The sequence below is a fragment of the Maribellus maritimus genome (assembly GCF_022267315.1).
GTDB lineage: Bacteria > Bacteroidota > Bacteroidia > Bacteroidales > Prolixibacteraceae > Draconibacterium > Draconibacterium maritimum.
Genome location: NZ_JAIKLE010000013.1, coordinates 137,240 through 154,018, shown reverse-complemented (window position 1 = coordinate 154,018; position 16,779 = coordinate 137,240). Strand labels below are relative to the sequence as shown.

The 16,779-nt window shown below is 42.1% G+C and carries 14 protein-coding genes; 7 read left to right on the top strand and 7 right to left on the bottom strand.

Annotated elements, in window-relative coordinates:
- Positions 1-17 precede the first annotated feature (17 nt).
- The 6 genes from gmd to K5G00_RS13515 all read left to right on the top strand — a co-directional run bounded on the left by gmd (position 18) and on the right by K5G00_RS13515 (position 8,065).
- Positions 18-1,199: a GDP-mannose 4,6-dehydratase gene (gene gmd / locus K5G00_RS13540; protein WP_394800863.1), complete on the top strand. Its 1,182-nt coding sequence runs from the start codon at positions 18-20 to the stop codon at positions 1,197-1,199.
- A 152-nt stretch (positions 1,200-1,351) separates the two neighbouring features.
- Complete coding sequence (locus K5G00_RS13535) at positions 1,352-1,498, top strand: GIY-YIG nuclease family protein (protein ID WP_394800862.1); 147 nt, start codon at positions 1,352-1,354, stop codon at positions 1,496-1,498.
- A gap of 158 nt (positions 1,499-1,656) precedes the next feature.
- Positions 1,657-2,772: a GDP-L-fucose synthase family protein gene (locus K5G00_RS13530; protein ID WP_238766688.1), complete on the top strand. Its 1,116-nt coding sequence runs from the start codon at positions 1,657-1,659 to the stop codon at positions 2,770-2,772.
- 173 nt (positions 2,773-2,945) lie between these two features.
- Positions 2,946-3,329 (top strand): four helix bundle protein, encoded by a 384-nt coding sequence (locus K5G00_RS13525; protein WP_262921359.1) that lies wholly within the window; start codon positions 2,946-2,948, stop codon positions 3,327-3,329.
- The gene (locus tag K5G00_RS13520; RefSeq protein WP_317235550.1) at positions 3,295-6,249 is read left to right on the top strand and encodes a bifunctional fucokinase/fucose-1-phosphate guanylyltransferase; all 2,955 of its coding nucleotides are present in this window, start codon (positions 3,295-3,297) and stop codon (positions 6,247-6,249) included. The genes K5G00_RS13525 and K5G00_RS13520 overlap by 35 nt, the downstream gene beginning before the upstream one ends.
- Positions 6,250-6,685: 436 nt before the next feature.
- The gene (locus K5G00_RS13515) at positions 6,686-8,065 is read left to right on the top strand and encodes a capsule assembly Wzi family protein (RefSeq protein ID WP_238766685.1); all 1,380 of its coding nucleotides are present in this window, start codon (positions 6,686-6,688) and stop codon (positions 8,063-8,065) included.
- Positions 8,066-8,216: 151 nt separating this feature from the next.
- Here the strand turns inward: K5G00_RS13515 and K5G00_RS13510 are convergent, their stop codons facing one another.
- Complete coding sequence (locus K5G00_RS13510; protein WP_238766684.1) at positions 8,217-8,768, bottom strand: UpxY family transcription antiterminator; 552 nt, start codon at positions 8,766-8,768, stop codon at positions 8,217-8,219.
- A gap of 350 nt (positions 8,769-9,118) precedes the next feature.
- On the opposite strand from K5G00_RS13510, the gene K5G00_RS13505 reads away from it, so the two are divergent.
- Positions 9,119-9,454, top strand: coding sequence for a cupin domain-containing protein (locus tag K5G00_RS13505; protein ID WP_238766683.1), 336 nt, complete (start codon positions 9,119-9,121; stop codon positions 9,452-9,454).
- A 12-nt stretch (positions 9,455-9,466) separates the two neighbouring features.
- Here the strand turns inward: K5G00_RS13505 and K5G00_RS13500 are convergent, their stop codons facing one another.
- The 6 genes from K5G00_RS13500 to ilvD form a co-directional block, all read right to left on the bottom strand.
- Positions 9,467-10,369 (bottom strand): phosphatase PAP2 family protein, encoded by a 903-nt coding sequence (locus tag K5G00_RS13500; RefSeq protein WP_238766682.1) that lies wholly within the window; start codon positions 10,367-10,369, stop codon positions 9,467-9,469.
- A gap of 72 nt (positions 10,370-10,441) precedes the next feature.
- Positions 10,442-11,281, bottom strand: coding sequence for an MBL fold metallo-hydrolase (locus K5G00_RS13495; RefSeq protein ID WP_238766681.1), 840 nt, complete (start codon positions 11,279-11,281; stop codon positions 10,442-10,444).
- Between the two features lie 78 nt (positions 11,282-11,359).
- Complete coding sequence (ilvC, locus tag K5G00_RS13490; protein ID WP_238766680.1) at positions 11,360-12,406, bottom strand: ketol-acid reductoisomerase; 1,047 nt, start codon at positions 12,404-12,406, stop codon at positions 11,360-11,362.
- Positions 12,407-12,520: 114 nt separating this feature from the next.
- Positions 12,521-13,063: an acetolactate synthase small subunit gene (gene ilvN, locus K5G00_RS13485; protein WP_158862457.1), complete on the bottom strand. Its 543-nt coding sequence runs from the start codon at positions 13,061-13,063 to the stop codon at positions 12,521-12,523.
- A gap of 58 nt (positions 13,064-13,121) precedes the next feature.
- Positions 13,122-14,819, bottom strand: a complete 1,698-nt coding sequence (gene ilvB, locus K5G00_RS13480; RefSeq protein ID WP_238766679.1) for a biosynthetic-type acetolactate synthase large subunit — start codon at positions 14,817-14,819, stop codon at positions 13,122-13,124.
- A 68-nt stretch (positions 14,820-14,887) separates the two neighbouring features.
- Complete coding sequence (gene ilvD, locus K5G00_RS13475) at positions 14,888-16,720, bottom strand: dihydroxy-acid dehydratase (protein WP_238766678.1); 1,833 nt, start codon at positions 16,718-16,720, stop codon at positions 14,888-14,890.
- Positions 16,721-16,779: the final 59 nt, after the last annotated feature.

Below are 16,779 nucleotides of genomic sequence, written 5' to 3'. Positions count from 1 at the left end.
AATCCAAATTTTTTTAAATAATGAAAAAAGCACTTATTACAGGAATCACAGGGCAGGATGGAGCCTATCTGGCTGAATATCTGATAAAAAAAGGATATGTCGTTCACGGTATCAAACGCCGTGCCTCCATGTTTAACACGGAACGAATAGACCACCTGTACCAGGATCCCCACGTGGAAAACCGGAATCTGATTTTACATTATGGCGATCTTACCGACAGTATGAACCTTACCCGTATTATTCAGGAGGTGCAGCCGGATGAAATATACAACCTGGCTGCGATGAGTCATGTAAAGGTAAGTTTTGATACACCGGAGTATACCGCCAATGCCGACGGAATAGGAACCCTCAGAATTCTTGAAGCCGTTCGTTTGCTGGGTTTGGTTGATAAAACCAGGATCTACCAGGCTTCTACCTCTGAACTCTACGGAATGGTGCAGGAAGTCCCGCAAACCGAAAAAACACCTTTTTATCCCCGGTCGCCTTATGGTGTGGCAAAACTTTATGGTTACTGGATTACGGTAAACTACCGCGAAGCGTATAATATTCATGCCAGCAACGGGATTTTGTTTAACCACGAATCGCCCATCCGGGGTGAAACTTTTGTGACCCGGAAAGTGACAAGGGCAATTGCCCGGATTGCACTCACCCAGCAGGATGCTCTGTTTTTGGGGAATATGTCTTCAAAACGCGACTGGGGACATGCAAAAGATTATGTAAGGGCCATGTATCTTATTCTTCAGCAGGAAAAACCGGATGATTATGTGATCTCAACCGGTGTTACAACTACCATTCGCGACCTTGTGAAAATGGCCGCCGCAGAAGTGGGACTGGAAATTACCTTTACCGGAGAAGGAGTGGACGAAAAAGGTTTTCTGACTGCTGTGGATGAGAAAGTATTTGTTAAAAAAGTGGGAGAAAAATACCTGGAGGAAAATAAAAAGCGCATCTCAACAAACCCCGCAACGGAAACCGATAAATCAAAGGTGATTGTTGCTGTTGACCCGACTTATTTCCGCCCCACAGAAGTGGATTTGCTGATCGGCGATTCAACAAAAGCACGTAAACAACTGGGCTGGGAACCGCGTTACGATTTAAAAGGATTGGTGGAAGACATGATGCTGTCGGATGTAAACCTGATGAAAAAAGACAGCTACCTCAACGAAGGTGGCTATCGTACACTGAATTACTTTGAGTAAATGTTTGAATACCGGTTAACGCGGATGAAATCCGTTTAGGAAACATGAGACCACTTCATCGTTACACTTTTTCGTGGAATCAGTTTACCGGACAATTTTTACGGAATGATTTCCCGGAGAGCTAAAACGACATAGAATCTTTTTTATAACGAATGTCAGGCTGGGCTTACATAACAACAAACAGAAATAATCGTGTTTTGTATACAGGTGTTACAGGGGATCTCAGAAGCAGGATGGAAAACCATAAAAAGAAAAAAAATCAAAGCGGGGAACCGTGCAAAAAAGCTGTGGTTGACTGATGGGATGAATCCGGACTGGAATGATCTTTATGATGAAATGTATTGATACCGGTAGGTGGCTTTGTCAGCTTCTCTTTCAAAAGAATTTATAGAAAAAAGATTTTGCGAGCGGAGTAATCTTATTATTAACCATACCAGGTGATTTAAAATGAAAAGAGATGAACAAGAATTCAAAAATATACATTGCGGGCCACAGGGGACTGGTAGGGTCGGCTATTTGGAAAAACCTGGAAAATAAAGGGTACAACAATTTGATTGGCCGTACATCGGCGGAACTGGATCTTCTGGATCAAAATGCCACAGCGGCTTTTTTTGCGGAAGAAAAGCCGGAGTATGTCTTTCTGGCTGCAGCAAGGGTTGGAGGCATTGTTGCCAACAACACCTATCGCGCCGACTTTATCCATCAGAATCTGACCATTCAAAACAATGTGATTCATAACGCCTGGAAAACCGGTGTAAAAAAACTCTTGTTTTTGGGAAGTACCTGTATCTATCCGCGTGAGGCAACCCAGCCGATGAGAGAAGACTCGCTTTTGACCTCGCCACTGGAATATACCAATGAACCCTATGCCATCGCTAAAATTGCGGGGATAAAACTTTGTGAAAGTTACAATATACAGTACGGGACCAATTTTATTTCCGTGATGCCTACCAATCTGTACGGGCCAAACGACAATTTTGATTTGGAGAAATCACATGTACTGCCTGCATTGCTGCGTAAAATTTATATCGGGAAATGCCTGGAGGACAATAACTGGGAAGCCATTCGGAAGGATTTGAATCAGCGGCCGATAGAAGGAATTGATGGCGGGAGCGACCAAAAAGATATGGAAGCAATCCTGCAGAAGTACGGTGTAACAGCTCCCTCGGAAAACAACAAGGGGGCCGTTGAAATATGGGGGACAGGAAAACCCATGCGCGAATTTCTGTGGAGCGAGGAAATGGCCGATGCCTGTGTATATATAATGGAGAATATTGATTTTTCAGATGTAACTCCTCAGTCTGATCATCCGGATAAAAAGGTTGAAATAAGAAACACCCATATCAACATTGGAACAGGAAAAGAGATCAGCATCAAAGAGTTGGCTGAGCTGGTGAAAAAAACAGTCGGATTTAAAGGTGACCTGGTTTTTAACACTTCCAAACCCGATGGTACCCTGCGAAAATTAACCGATGTTTCCAAACTCAATGCCCTGGGCTGGCGCCATAAAATTGAAATTGAAGAAGGTGTACAAACGATTTTTGAGTGGTATACGGGAGAGGGTGAGAAGTGAGAGGGTGAGCACTGTGAGAGATGAGAGATGAGTTGTGAGACTGTGAGCACTGAGAAGATGAGAAGTGAGACGGTGAGATTGTGAGAAGAGAGATGAGAATAGGATTAAAATTTGTAGGAGGAAATTAGGAAAGGATTCGGAGATTTAACGGCTAAAATATTTATTTTTGTGTTATGGTTCAAATTAATAGTTTTCAGGATTTAATTGTGTACCAAAAAGCATATAAAACCTCAATGGAGATATTTTATTTGACCCATACTTTCCCAAAAGAAGAAAAGTATTCACTCACCGACCAGATACGAAGGTCATCCCGTTCTGTTTGTTCCGGTATATCAGAGGCTTGGGCAAAAAGAATTTACCCGAAATCATTTGTTAATAAACTGACAGATTCCCTGGGAGAAGAATACGAAACTGAAACATGGTTAAATTATTCAAAAGATTGTAAATATATTGACGAAAAAACATTTGAAGAGCTAATGGATAGGTACAACGAAGTGCGCAGAATGCTAATATCTATGATTAATAATTCTGATAAATTCTGTAAAAACAGAAGTTGAATATGGTTTTTTCAAATCTGTTTACTCATCTCTCATAACTCATCTCTACTTTATGAAGCATCTTATATCCCTTCCTCCGAACGTAGTAAAACATTTTCACTCGATATCCGGATTATCACCTGACAATTGGTTTGTCGCTTCCGATCCTGAAAATAAAAGAGTAGGTTCGGGTGGTGGTACTTCCTATATTCTCTCTGAAATGTGGGAGACGGAAAAAACAGGCAGTTTTGAAAAGTGGCTAACAGCGGAAAAACGAATGATTGTCCATGCCGGGGGAAACAGCAGGCGTTTACCGGCCTACGCACCGGTCGGGAAAAGCCTCATGCCTATGCCCGTATTTCGCTGGTCGCGCGGGCAGGATTTATCCCAGCGCCTGATACATCTTCAGGTGCCGCTTTTTGAACAGATACTGGAAAAAGCTCCGGAACGTTTAAATACCCTGGTTGCCAGTGGCGATACATTGATTTTTAGTGAAAAAACGGTTCCGGAGATTCCCGATGCCGATGTGGTTTGTTTTGGAATGTGGCTGGAACCTGAAAAAGCAACGCATCACGGTGTTTTTTTTACCCAAAGCGATGCCCCGGACAAACTGCAGTTTATGCTGCAGAAACCCTCCATCTCAAAAATAAGGGATTTGATTCAGAGTTATTATTTTCTGATGGATATCGGTATCTGGTTGCTGAGCCCCAAAGCGGTTCAGCTTCTGATGCAAAAAAGCGGCTGGGATGGGAGTAAATATAAAAATACAATTCCTGATGAGTATGACTTGTACAGCGAGTTTGGGATTTCCATGGGCAATAATCCTGAAGGCGATGACAATAAAATAAATGCACTAAAGGTTGCTGTTGTTAACCTGGAGGGAGGTGAGTTTTATCATTTGGGAAATACCTCTGAACTGGTTTCTTCCAATCTGGCGATTCAAAACCGGGTTACCGATCAACGGGAAATATGGCATAAACGAATTAAACCACATCCGTCAATTTTTACACTGAATGCGGATACCCATGTGGAATTTAGCATCCAAAACAAAAATATCTGGATTGAAAATTCCTCTATCCCCGCTACCTGGAGTCTGACCGAAAACCATACATTGACCGGGGTGCCGGAAAACACCTGGAAGATTGAACTGGCTCCCGGGGCTTGTCTTGATTTTGTCCCTCTGGGTGGCACGGAGCTGGTTATCCGGAATTATGGCTACAGCGATCCCTTCAGAGGCGGGTTAAACGATCCGGATACCCGTTTTATGGAAGAACCGCTGCAGCAGTGGCTGGCAAAACGTAAGCTCTCAGAGGCTTTTGATACCATCTCTCCGGAGACAGATATCCATCATGTACCATTGTTCCCGGTGGTAGCAAAGAAGGACATTCAACAGGAGTTTATTCAGTGGTTGCTGGAAAAAAATCCAAAGGAGAACAAGACATTTTCAGAACAGTGGATTTTATCCAAACGGATGAGTGCCGCCGGTTTAAGCGAGGCCTGCAATTTACAGCAATTGGAAAAGCAGCGGAAGAGAAATCACATTCAAAACCTGGAGTTTCTGGCCAAAAATCACAAACGGTCGGTCTTTTACCAGCTGGATCTAAAACGACTGGCTCAGGAATATGCCGGAACAGGCTTGTCTCTGCCTCCCGTGTTGGAGGATACTTCGTCGGAATGGACACCCATCCATGATCAGATGTTCAGGGCCGCTTGTTTGCGTTTAAAAGATGAGGATGCAAGTGCTTATGAAGAGAAATCCTTTTTGCTCTTACGCAACAATGTACTCCGCCCTTTTTATCAGAACACGGTGGATCCGCGTATCAACCTGCTTCCCGATCAGATTGCCTGGGGACGAAGCCCGGTGCGACTGGATATGGCTGGCGGATGGACCGATACACCGCCCTACTGTATGTTGCATGGAGGCAAAGTGTTAAATGTGGCGGTGGAACTTAACGGGCAACCCCCATTGCATTGTTATGTCAGGGCAATTGAAAAAACGGAAATTGTATTACGTTCGATTGATTTGGGAGCACGCGAAGTCCTGACCACATTTGAAGAAGTCAATTCATTTACCAAAATACAATCCGCTTTTTCGATACCTAAAGCCGCACTGGCTCTGGCCGGTTTCCTGCCGGAATTTTCTACCCGCAAATTTTCGTCTTTAAAAGAACAGCTGGAACATTTACAAAGCGGGCTGGAAATTACGATTCTTTCAGCAGTGCCCAAAGGTTCCGGACTGGGAACGAGCTCGATTCTGGCAGCAACTGTTTTGGGAACACTCTCGGAAGTATGCTGTTTGAAATGGGATAAACAGGAAATCGGAAACCGCACACTGGCGCTGGAACAGCTTTTAACAACAGGTGGGGGCTGGCAGGATCAGTATGGTGGTTTATACGAAGGAATAAAACTACTGGAAACCATTCCGGGAAAACAACAACTTCCACGCGTGAAATGGCTACCCGATTCGCTGTTTTGTGATCCCTTTTATAAAAAAAGAATGCTCTTGTATTACACCGGGATTACCAGGGTGGCAAAAAATATACTGGCAGAAATTGTCAGGGGAATGTTTCTGAATTCCAGACAGCATCTTTCTGTTTTGGAGGAAATGAAACAGCATACCGAACAAACCTATGAAGCGATTCTGCAAAAAGATTTTGACCGGCTGGGAGATAAAATAGCCAAAAGCTGGCAACTCAATCAAAAACTGGATGAAGGAACCAATACGACCGAAATTCAGCGGGTTATTGAGATGATAGAACCCTATATTTTAAGCCAGAAACTGCTGGGTGCAGGAGGTGGCGGGTTTATGTTTATTTTGGCAAAGGATGAAGCGGCAGCAAACCTTATAAAAACTATTCTGCAGCAAAACCCAACCAATAAACGCGCCCGGTTTGTTGATTTTAAAGTATCTCAAACCGGACTGCAGGTAACGAAAAGTTGATTTCGAGCCGGGAGAAGAGAGAGATGAGAAGTGAGTTGTGAGACAGTGAGCACCGAGACGGTGAAAAAAGGCAGATATGAGAGATGAGTTGAGAGACAGTAAGCACTGAGACGGTGAAAAAAGGCAGATATGAGAGATGAGTTGTGAGACAGTGAGCACTGAGACGGTGAGAAAAGGCAGATATGAGAGATGAGTTGAGAGACAGTGAGCACTGAGACGGTGAGAAAAGGCAGAGATGAGAGATGAGTTGTGAGACAGTGAGCACTGAGACGGTGAGAAAAGGCAGAGATGAGAGATGAGTTGAGAGACAGTAAGCACTGAGACGGTGAGAAAAGGCAGAGATGAGAGATGAGTTGAGAGACAGTGAGTGCTGATACGGTGAGAAAAAACAGAGATGAGAAATGGTTAAGAGATAAGAAAATAAAATAGAAATAAAATGATAAAAAAAGGCCCCTGCTTTTATTTGTTTTTGAGTTTTTTGATTTTTTATTTGTCCGTAAAAGGGCAAAATGAGCCGCAGTTTTCAATTTCAAATTCGACCTTTGCTTCTTCCGAATCCAGCCTTCCTTTTGGCCTGTGGGCCAATCAGGACGGGATGGTAAAACCGGGAGAATCGTTTCTGAATCTAACGACCATAAGTGGCAGCGTAAGTGGTGCTTTTACCAACAGCAATTCCTGGCACTATAAAGCGGGAACAACACTGGCGGGTGCTTTGGGGAACGACAACTATTTTCAGTTTAATCAGCTGTTTGCCGGTGTTGATTATAAAGGATGGGCGCTGGAGGCTGGTATGTTTTACGATGAAATGCGGTTTGGAGGACTTTCTTCATCCAACGGGAATCTGGCCCGCAGCAGAAATGCGCGACCGGTGCCAAAGATACGAATTTCCACTTCAGGATACAAGCCTGTGCCCGGTTTGCAAGATTGGTTGTTCTTTCGTTTTGAATTTGATGAAGGATTTTTAAATGATGAACGATATGTGGATAAAGCACACTTGCATCACAAGTCCTTGTATTTAAAAATAGCGCCTGCTGAAAACTGGACCATTGAAATGGGGGCCGAGCACTTTGTTATGTGGGGAGGAACTTCAAGGAATCCGGAATACGGAGCACTTCCTGATGATTTCTCTTCTTATCTCAAATATATTACCGGGAGGTCGGGAGGCAGTGAATTTCCGACAACTGATCAAAAAAATGTGGCGGGAAACCAATACGGAACCTATCAGTTGGAAATTTCCAGAGAGTTCAGAGACTTTTCCGTTCATTTTAACCTCAGTCACCCCTTCGAAGACCTCTCCGGAGTAAACTGGAGAAACTGGCCGGATAATTTACTGGGCTTGCATATCAAATTTAAAGACAATGAGCAATTTTTGTCTGAAGCTATATATGAATTAACAAATACAAGGCAACAAAGTTATATAGAAACATCCCAGAGATGGGACAATTATTATAACAATAGTGTCTATAATTCGGGTGTTACCTATTTTCAAATGGCGATGTCCTCACCTTTGTTTTATCCCGTAAAAATTACAGATGGTATCAGCCGGGGTTTTGTTTCAAACCGTTTTTATGCGCATCATGCGGGAGGGAAAGGACGACTTCTTCCCTATATATACTGGAAAGCGCAGGTTACTTATCTGGAACATTTTGGTACTTATTCCAGTCCTCTGCATGAAGAAGAAGTGCTGCTTATGGCGAAATTTGACTACAAAAATCCCTCTTTCCCATTCTGTGTGGCACTAAGCCTGGCAGCGGACTTGGGATATAACCCGGGGGATATTTACGGGGCGCAACTTTCCCTTTCCAAAAGCTGGTAAGATTTATTATATGAGTAAAGGTCAAAATCCTGTCGTTTTTTACAGATGCTTTTGTTTCTGAATTTCGAACACGCTTCTGTTAATGTTCCACAATCAGTGCTTTACTTGCTCAAACGATGTAAATAAACGTGTACTTTAAACTTAGGTGTTTTCAATGCATCGTGTTGTTTTCAATCCTTTCATTGGGAATAAAACTTAAATGCGATGCCGGTACTTCGGCCGTAAAAACACTGTTGATTTGTTGAAAACGAAGAATAAATTTGTTTTTTCCCCTTATCTCCATCAGTTCCCCGCGCATACCCAACATTGGCCCTTCAATGATTTCTACCTGTTTTCCGGGTTCAAACGTTTCATGACTTACCGAAACCTCAAAATCCTGTTGTTTTAACATCTGTTTTAGTGCATCAATCTGTTGGTCGGGTATAATGGCTGCCTTTCCTTCAAAAGTGATATAACAAACCACGTTGTTGGTCTTTAGCACTTCATCGTATTCTTTTAGGGAGATTCGTACAAAACAGTAGCCCGACATCAAAGGCATTTCCACCCATTTTTTTCTGTCTTTCCACTGACGAAGTTTTTTTTGAAGAGGTAAAAAACTCTCAATTCCCTTGATTGTCAGTTCATCCCATACCTTTTTTTCTGCCCTTGAGCGGGTATATATCACATACCAGTATTTTTTTTTATTGATATTTATTGTCCTCATTGGGTTAAAACGATGCTAACATATTTTTATTTCGAGCGTCAAAAGTAACACTTTTTTATCACAGTCGGTTTTATTGTCCGGTTAAAGGTAAAACCCCGAATTTTGAACCTGTGCATTTTCAATGTATGGTGTTTTCGTTTTATATCCGTATTATATTTCGTCTTTTTGTACAACGAACTAAATGAAGTAAGCTTTTTGGGGTTAATACGCAGTAAATTGCCGGTAAAATCCTGAAGGTAAATTCCGCTGCAAGATGATTTTGGGTATAAACGGGATATAAATAGGTTTAGAAACTTTTTCTTTAGAAAGCGCTTCTGTTATTTTTGTTAAAAATTTAAAATAACAGCGATATGGCAGTTTTAAAATTTGATGAAATTCCTTATGAAAAAGTAAGGGAGGGTTTACAAAGAAAGATAATTCACCGGGATAATTTAATGACCGTGTTGATTGATTTCAGTGATGGTCCCTGGGATGAACCGGAACCTCCGCATTCACATCCGCACGAACAAACTTCTTATGTGGCAAAAGGAGAAATTATTTTTTATTGCGAAGGAGAAGAGGATCAACACTTAAAAGCGGGAGACATGTTTGCTGTTCCTTCGGGCAAAATGCATACGGTAAAACTTCTGACACCCAATGTAAGACTGGTCGACAGTTTTAGCCCCATCAGGGAGGACTTTTTATAAAGCGGATACGGTTTAAAAGGTATAAACCAGTGTCAGTCCTTTTTGATTTCCAATTTGGAATGGGAAAATATCCAGGTTTTTGATGTGTTTGTTATCCCACTTATATTGGTGGGTGAGGTATATCAGTTCTGTGGATAATATGCCGGTACCTGCACCCGCCAGCACATCAGAAATCCAGTGGGCATTTTTGGCAATCCGCATCAAACCGACTGTTGTTGCACACGAGTAGGCGCCAATACTAAACCATATACTTTTTTCGCCATATTCTTTGTGCATGATATGTGCCAGTGTAAAAGCCTTTGAAGTGTGTCCTGAAGGAAAGGAATATAAATCTCCCCCGGGGCGCTCTTCTCTGACCCAGCGTTTAACACCGGTTGTTAATACGGCGTTTAGTGCAAAACTTTTTAAGGCAATAGCAGTCATGTTGCCAAAATTGTTTTTGCCTTTTATTCCAAGCGCATGAAGTGAATACATAACCACGACCGGCGTATAATAGGCGTAGTCGTCAAAATTACCATGCCAGGCAAAATGTTCCTGGGCAAAATCCCTGAATTGGCGTTTGGTTTCGGGCATAAAATGAAGCGCCGTTCCGGTGCCAATCAAAAGCGCAGGAGCAATGTAGGGGCTGAGGCCTCTTTTTTTGTCGGCATACCGGAAATTTAGTTTATGGATCGAGTCGTTGTGAAACGGCTTTAGAAAACTTTCTTTTTTTAACTCAGATTCAGATAAAAAGAACGATTTGCTTTTTGTTTCCGGCAGGGATACTTCCCCAAAATCAGGAGAAAATGAAATTCGTTTGTGCAGGTAATTAAATTGCTCAATTGTTTTGGGCAGATTTGCACCGTGTGATTCTTCCCGAAAAAGGACAATCAGTATCACGATACTAAAAATAAGCAGAATACTCTTTTTTTTCATTGACATGGGTTTTCCGCGTAAAAATAGGGAATAATTTTGAGCTTGAAACTATCCTTTTTTTGCGGGTACCTGTCATTTTAAACAAGATGAAAATGTTCTTAATAACAGTGGATTAGCTATTTTTTCGTTTAATCCCATTTTTGTTAAAACTGCTCTGCAAAAATCCATGGATTGTACACTGTTGTTCTTTTCGGCTACTTTTTGAACAGTATTTCTGATTTGAGAGACATAATTTTTGCTTTGCTCAAGCAAACCCGGAATTTCATTTTGAAAGCGCGGTTCGTCCCATGCGGAGTAAATTACTTTCGGTTGAATTGTTTTAATTTTGTCCAAAGACCTGAAATAAGCTTGAATGTCATCAAAAATGGGAATTTCTCCCGGCAGTAAAATGGCATCTCCGGAAAACAATGCTTTTTGTTCTTCGAGAAAAAATGAAACCGAACCTGCTGAATGACCGGGAGTGGAAAGAACCCTTATGGTTGTATGTTCCTCCGGTTTAACGATATCTCCTTCTTTTACCGGTAAGTCAACTTTTACCGAACCTGCAACCAAATGGTGAAATCCCGGAACCGGACGTTGCTCGTATTGCAGTTCTGTGTCTTCAATCCAATTTAGATCCTCTTTTCCTGCTATGATTTTACATCCTGATTTTTGTTGAATCAGTTTTGCGGCTCCAATATGATCGGGGTGGGCGTGTGTAAGCAGAATATCTTGCACTTCAGAAAGTTTCTTTCCTTTTTTTTCCAAAAAAGTTTTAATCTGGTGCAGTCCGTCAGCTACACCGGTGTCGATAAGATGAATTTTCTCCCCGGTGAGGATAAAAAGGTAAACAAAACGGGGCAGTCTGATATCTTTTGAAAACGGAATTTCAAAATTTATTTTAAGGGGATAAATAGCAGCAGGAGTTGTCATTGGTTTGTTTTTTAAGATAAAAAAAAACCTGCCCGAAATTATCCGGACAGGTTGGTATTTATGAATCGTTGGATAATTCTATTGTCCTGGTCTCAGTTTACGGACGGCAGCACCTGCCTGCCACAATTCTGATTCACGCATTTCTGTGAGTTCAGCATTAAGGCTGGTCTTGTAATCCAGACTGCTGGTAGAGTCAAGTACCCGTTTTGTTTCGGCACCTGTTTTAACACTGTTATACAAGTCGTTAAAAACAGGAAGAGTTGCTTCACGGAATTTATGTCTCCAGTCCAGCGCTCCACGCTGTGCAGTAGCACTACAATTGGCGTACATCCAGTCCATACCGTTTTGGTCAACCAAACGGATCAAACTTTGTGTCAATTCTTCCACTGTTTCGTTAAATGCTTCCGAAGGGCTGTGGCCATTGTCGCGCAATACTTTGTACTGTGCTTCAATAATACCGGCCAGGGCACCCATTAAAACACCACGTTCACCGGTTAAATCTGAGTATACCTCGTTTTCAAAAGTGGTTGGGAAGAGATAACCCGACCCAATGGCAATTCCCAGTGCAATAGTGCGTTCTTCAGCTTTTCCTGTGTAATCCTGGAAAATCGCATAGCTGGAGTTGATACCGTTTCCGGCGAGGAAATTGGTACGAACACTGGCCCCAGATCCTTTCGGCGCTACCAGGATAACATCAACATTTTTGGGAGGGATAACTCCGGTTTGTTCTTTGTAGGTTACTGAGAAACCATGAGAGAAATAAAGGGCATCTCCTTCATTCAGACAAGGTTCCAGAGCAGGCCACAGGATACGTTGTGCTGCATCGGATACCAGATACTGGATGATGGTTCCTTTTTTAGCCGCTTCTTCTACCGGAAAAAGTGTCTCTCCGGGAACAAATCCGTCACGGATAGCTTTGTCCCAGTCTTCTTTAAACTCTGGAGCCTGTCCGATAATAACGTTAAATCCGTTATCTTTCATATTGAGCGCCTGGGCTGGTCCCTGCACTCCGTAACCAATAATTGCAATCGTTTCGTCTTTTAATACTTCCCGGGCTTTTTCTACCGGAAACTCTTCGCGGAGAACAACATTTTCCATTTCACCGCCAAAGTCAATCTGTGCCATAATGTTTATTTGTTATTGTAAATTTTTAATTTTTATTCTAATGCGCTGCAAATCTATAATTTTTTTATCAGAAATGCTTTTGAATTATAAGTAAGCTTTCGATATTAATAAGAATTAATCTAAACTATTTAAAAAAGCATCTCTTTCTTTCAAAAATTCTGAAAGCCGTTCAATCGGGTCACGCGTAATGGCTATCCTTCCTGAACGAATAAACTGCATAACTTTAAATTTGTTCAGCTCGTTAAATAAAGCCTGCGTTTCTTCCTTGTGACCGGTTTTTTCAATCACCGTGTATTCGCGTGTAATTTCCAGAATTCTCGCCCCGCCGTTTCGGACAATCTTTTCTATTGTATCATTTTCATAGAGCGATTCTGTTGCTACTTTGTAAAGCGCAATTTCCTGATATATCATCTCTTCGTTGGTGTGATAAAAAGCCTTTAAAACATCGATTTGTTTTTCTATCTGGCTTACAATTTTTATTGTTTGCTCTTTTGTAGCTTTTATTACTATCGTAAATTTAAACACTCCGGGTATCGCCGACTCTGATACGGTAAGACTTTCTATATTCACTTTTCGGCGGGTGAAAACGATGGTAATCCGGGTCAATAATCCAATATGGTTTTCGGAATAAACGGTTATAATAAATTCTTGTCTCATTTCAATTCGTTTTTTGATTTCTTAATCTTTACCTTCATCATAAATCCTTAATTTCCTGTCAGGGTTCAAGAATTACTTCAGAAACTGAAGCACCAGTGGGTACCATCGGGAACACGTTGTCCTCTTTTTCGATAACCACCTCCAATAAATAAGGACCATTATGATCAAGCATCTTTTGAATTCCACCGTCCAAATTGTCTCTTTTCTCCACTTTGTGACCGTCAATTCCAAACCCTTTGGCAATGGTTATAAAATCAGGGTTTTGTAACTCGGTAAAGGAATATCTTTTTTCAAAGAATAACTGTTGCCACTGGCGTACCATTCCAAGAAAATTGTTGTTTAAAACAATAATTTTTACCGGAAGTTTATTTTGTGCTATCGTACCTAATTCCTGTATTGTCATTTGGAAACCACCATCACCAATTACCGCAATAACAGTACGTTCCGGTTTTCCGAGTTGCGCCCCCATGCTGGCCGGAAGACCAAAGCCCATGGTTCCCAATCCGCCGGAAGTAACGTTACTTTTTGAGTTTCTGAACTTAAAGTAACGTGAGGCTATCATCTGGTGCTGCCCAACGTCGGTAACCAGAATGGCTTCATGATTGGTTTTATCTGCCGCTATCCGGATAACTTCACCCATGGTCAGACCCGGTTTTTCAGGATAAAGATCTTTGTGAATGATTTTTTCATTTTCAATCATGTCGCACTTTCTGAAACGTTCAATCCATTCATCGTGACTGTTTTCCTTTACGTTGTCAGTAAGCATTTTTAACGACTTTTTTGAATTTCCCAGAACGGCAACAGTAGCTTTTACGATTTTATCTATTTCTGCTGGATCTATTTCCAGATGAATAATTTTTGCATTTGTTGCATAGCCGCTAACCTTTCCGGTTACACGGTCATCAAAACGCATCCCCACGGCAATGATTACATCCGCTTCGTTGGTTAGCAGGTTGGGCCCGTAATTTCCATGCATGCCCAACATCCCCACATTTAAAGGATGGTCGGTAGGGATAGCCGAAAGTCCAAGCAGGGTCCAGGCTGCCGGGATACCGGTTTTTTCAATAAATGCTTTTAATTCATCTTCTGCATTACCGATAATAACGCCTTGTCCAAAAAGTATCAGCGGCTTTTTAGCCTGATCGATAATTTCGGCGGCTTCTTTTACTTTGAACGGATCAACCGGCATTTCCGGAACATAACTTCTGATTTTGGTACATTGTTTATACTCAAATTCCAGTTCTCCAAACTGTGCATCTTTGGTAATATCAATTAAAACAGGCCCCGGGCGCCCGGTTTGTGCGATATAGAATGCCTGAGCAATGGCTTCCGGAATTTCTTCCGGAGTTGTAATCTGGTAATTCCATTTGGTTACCGGCATTGAAATGCCCACCACATCTGATTCCTGAAATGCATCTGTTCCCAAAAGCGGAGAGGCTACCTGTCCGGTAATACAGACCAAAGGAGTGGAGTCGATCATCGCGTCTGCAATACCTGTAATCAGGTTGGTTGCCCCCGGACCTGATGTGGCAAAACATACGCCGGCTTTACCTGTGACTCTCGCATACCCTTCGGCCGCATGGACAGCTCCCTGCTCATGACGGGTTAGAATATGTTTCACATTTTTGTCAAAATCATACAAGGCATCGTAAACGGGCATTATCGCTCCGCCCGGATATCCAAAAATGGTATCTACTCCTTCCTCCAGTAATGAAAGGATAACTGCCTGTGAACCGGTAACTTTTTTTGTTGTCATATGTTAAAAATTTAGCTTTTAGCTATGAGCAATTAGCCACTAGCTTTTAATTATTTTTCTTGCGTTATTTAATCTATTAAACGTATGGCACCTTTGTCGGCTGAAGAAACCAGGCTTGCATATGCTTTTAATGCTTTTGAAATATTTCTTTCACGTCCTGCGGGCGTAAAAGCTTCATTGCCTTTTGCTTCCTCTTTTTTTTTGCGTTGTGCCAGCTCCTCTTCTGAAATAAGAAGATTTATCGAACGTTTTGTAATATCGATTTCAATTTTGTCGTTGTTTTGAATCAGTCCAATCGCTCCTCCCGCAGCCGCTTCCGGCGATACATGCCCGATGGATAACCCGGAGGTTCCGCCGGAAAACCGGCCGTCAGTAATCAATGCGCAGTATTTATCCAGCTGTATCGATTTCAGGTAAGAAGTCGGATAAAGCATTTCCTGCATTCCAGGACCACCTTTCGGACCTTCGTAACGGATAACAATAACATCACCTTTTTGAACCGTATCTCCAAGTATGCCGTTTACTGCTTCTTCCTGTGAGTTAAAAACCTTAGCTGTTCCGGTAAACTGAAAGATTGACGCATCTACCCCCGCTGTTTTTACAATACATCCGCTTTCTGCAATATTTCCGTATAAAACAGCCAAACCGCCATCTTTGTTGTAGGCATGTTCAACATTGCGGATACATCCTTTTTCGCGATCGGTATCAAGTTGGGTATAATAGTTATCCTGTGAGCCCATAACCAGGTTTCTGGACCCATCTCCCGGAGAGGAAGAGAAGCGTTTTTTTGCATCTTCGGTTGCGGTGTCACTTACAATATCATATTCCAAAATGGCTTGTTTAAGGCTTCTTCCATCGATACGGTTTACCGATGTATCGATCAATCCGCCGCGATCAAGTTCAGCCATAATGGATAAAATTCCTCCGGCGCGGTTTACATCCTGAACATGATAACTCGAACTGGGTGCAACTTTACAAAGGTTAGGTGTAATTCTTGAAAGATTATCGATGTCTTCCATTGTAAAATCAACACCGGCTTCATGAGCAATGGCCAGCAGGTGAAGTACGGTATTGGTTGAACCGCCCATTGCAATATCCAGTTTCATAGCATTAAGAAAAGCTTCCCGGGTGGCAATATTTTTTGGCAGAACTGTTTCATCGCCTTCAAAATAATAGGCTTTCACCGCATTCACTATTTTTTCCACCCCTTCTTCAAAAAGTTTGGTACGGTTGGCATGAGTGGCTACAATTGTTCCGTTTCCGGGAAGTGCCAGACCAATGGCTTCCGCCAGACAATTCATTGAATTGGCGGTAAACATACCTGAACATGACCCGCAGGTGGGACAGGCATTTTGTTCAATAACCGAAAGTTCCTGGTCGGAAATGGATTTGTCGGCTGCCAAAACCATCGCATCCACCAGGTCGTAATGTTTGTTACCAATTTCCCCGGCTTCCATTGGTCCGCCGGAAACAAAAACAGCCGGGATGTTCAGCCGCATAGCCGCCATTAGCATTCCGGGAGTAATTTTATCACAGTTTGAAATACAAACCATTGCATCCACCTTATGCCCGTTGCACATATATTCCACACTGTCGGCAATAACATCGCGCGAAGGAAGTGAGTATAACATGCCGTCGTGTCCCATGGCAATTCCATCATCAATAGCGATGGTGTTAAACTCTGCAGCAAAAAATCCCTGCTTTTCAATTAGTCCTTTTATGTACTGTCCGATTTTATGTAAATGGGCATGCCCGGGAACAAATTGCGTAAATGAATTGACAACCGCAATAACCGGCTTTCCAAAATGTTCTTCTTTCATTCCGTTGGCACGCCAAAGACTTCTGGCCCCGGCCATTCTTCTGCCTTGAGTAGTTGTGTTGCTTCGTAATGGTACTTGCATTTTTTAAGTCTTTTTAAACTGTTTATTCATTAAAAAAGCCTTTCCCGAAATTGAGAAAG

Coding starts and splice junctions, on each gene's coding strand:
- K5G00_RS13535 (WP_394800862.1), top strand. CDS start 1,352: ATGTCAGGCTGGGCTTACATAACAACAAACAGAAATAATCGTGTTTTG.
- K5G00_RS13530 (WP_238766688.1), top strand. CDS start 1,657: ATGAACAAGAATTCAAAAATATACATTGCGGGCCACAGGGGACTGGTA.
- K5G00_RS13525 (WP_262921359.1), top strand. CDS start 2,946: ATGGTTCAAATTAATAGTTTTCAGGATTTAATTGTGTACCAAAAAGCA.
- K5G00_RS13515 (WP_238766685.1), top strand. CDS start 6,686: ATGATAAAAAAAGGCCCCTGCTTTTATTTGTTTTTGAGTTTTTTGATT.
- K5G00_RS13510 (WP_238766684.1), bottom strand. CDS start 8,768: ATGAGGACAATAAATATCAATAAAAAAAAATACTGGTATGTGATATAT.
- K5G00_RS13505 (WP_238766683.1), top strand. CDS start 9,119: ATGGCAGTTTTAAAATTTGATGAAATTCCTTATGAAAAAGTAAGGGAG.
- K5G00_RS13500 (WP_238766682.1), bottom strand. CDS start 10,369: ATGAAAAAAAAGAGTATTCTGCTTATTTTTAGTATCGTGATACTGATT.
- K5G00_RS13495 (WP_238766681.1), bottom strand. CDS start 11,281: ATGACAACTCCTGCTGCTATTTATCCCCTTAAAATAAATTTTGAAATT.
- ilvC (WP_238766680.1), bottom strand. CDS start 12,406: ATGGCACAGATTGACTTTGGCGGTGAAATGGAAAATGTTGTTCTCCGC.
- ilvN (WP_158862457.1), bottom strand. CDS start 13,063: ATGAGACAAGAATTTATTATAACCGTTTATTCCGAAAACCATATTGGA.
- ilvB (WP_238766679.1), bottom strand. CDS start 14,819: ATGACAACAAAAAAAGTTACCGGTTCACAGGCAGTTATCCTTTCATTA.
- ilvD (WP_238766678.1), bottom strand. CDS start 16,720: ATGCAAGTACCATTACGAAGCAACACAACTACTCAAGGCAGAAGAATG.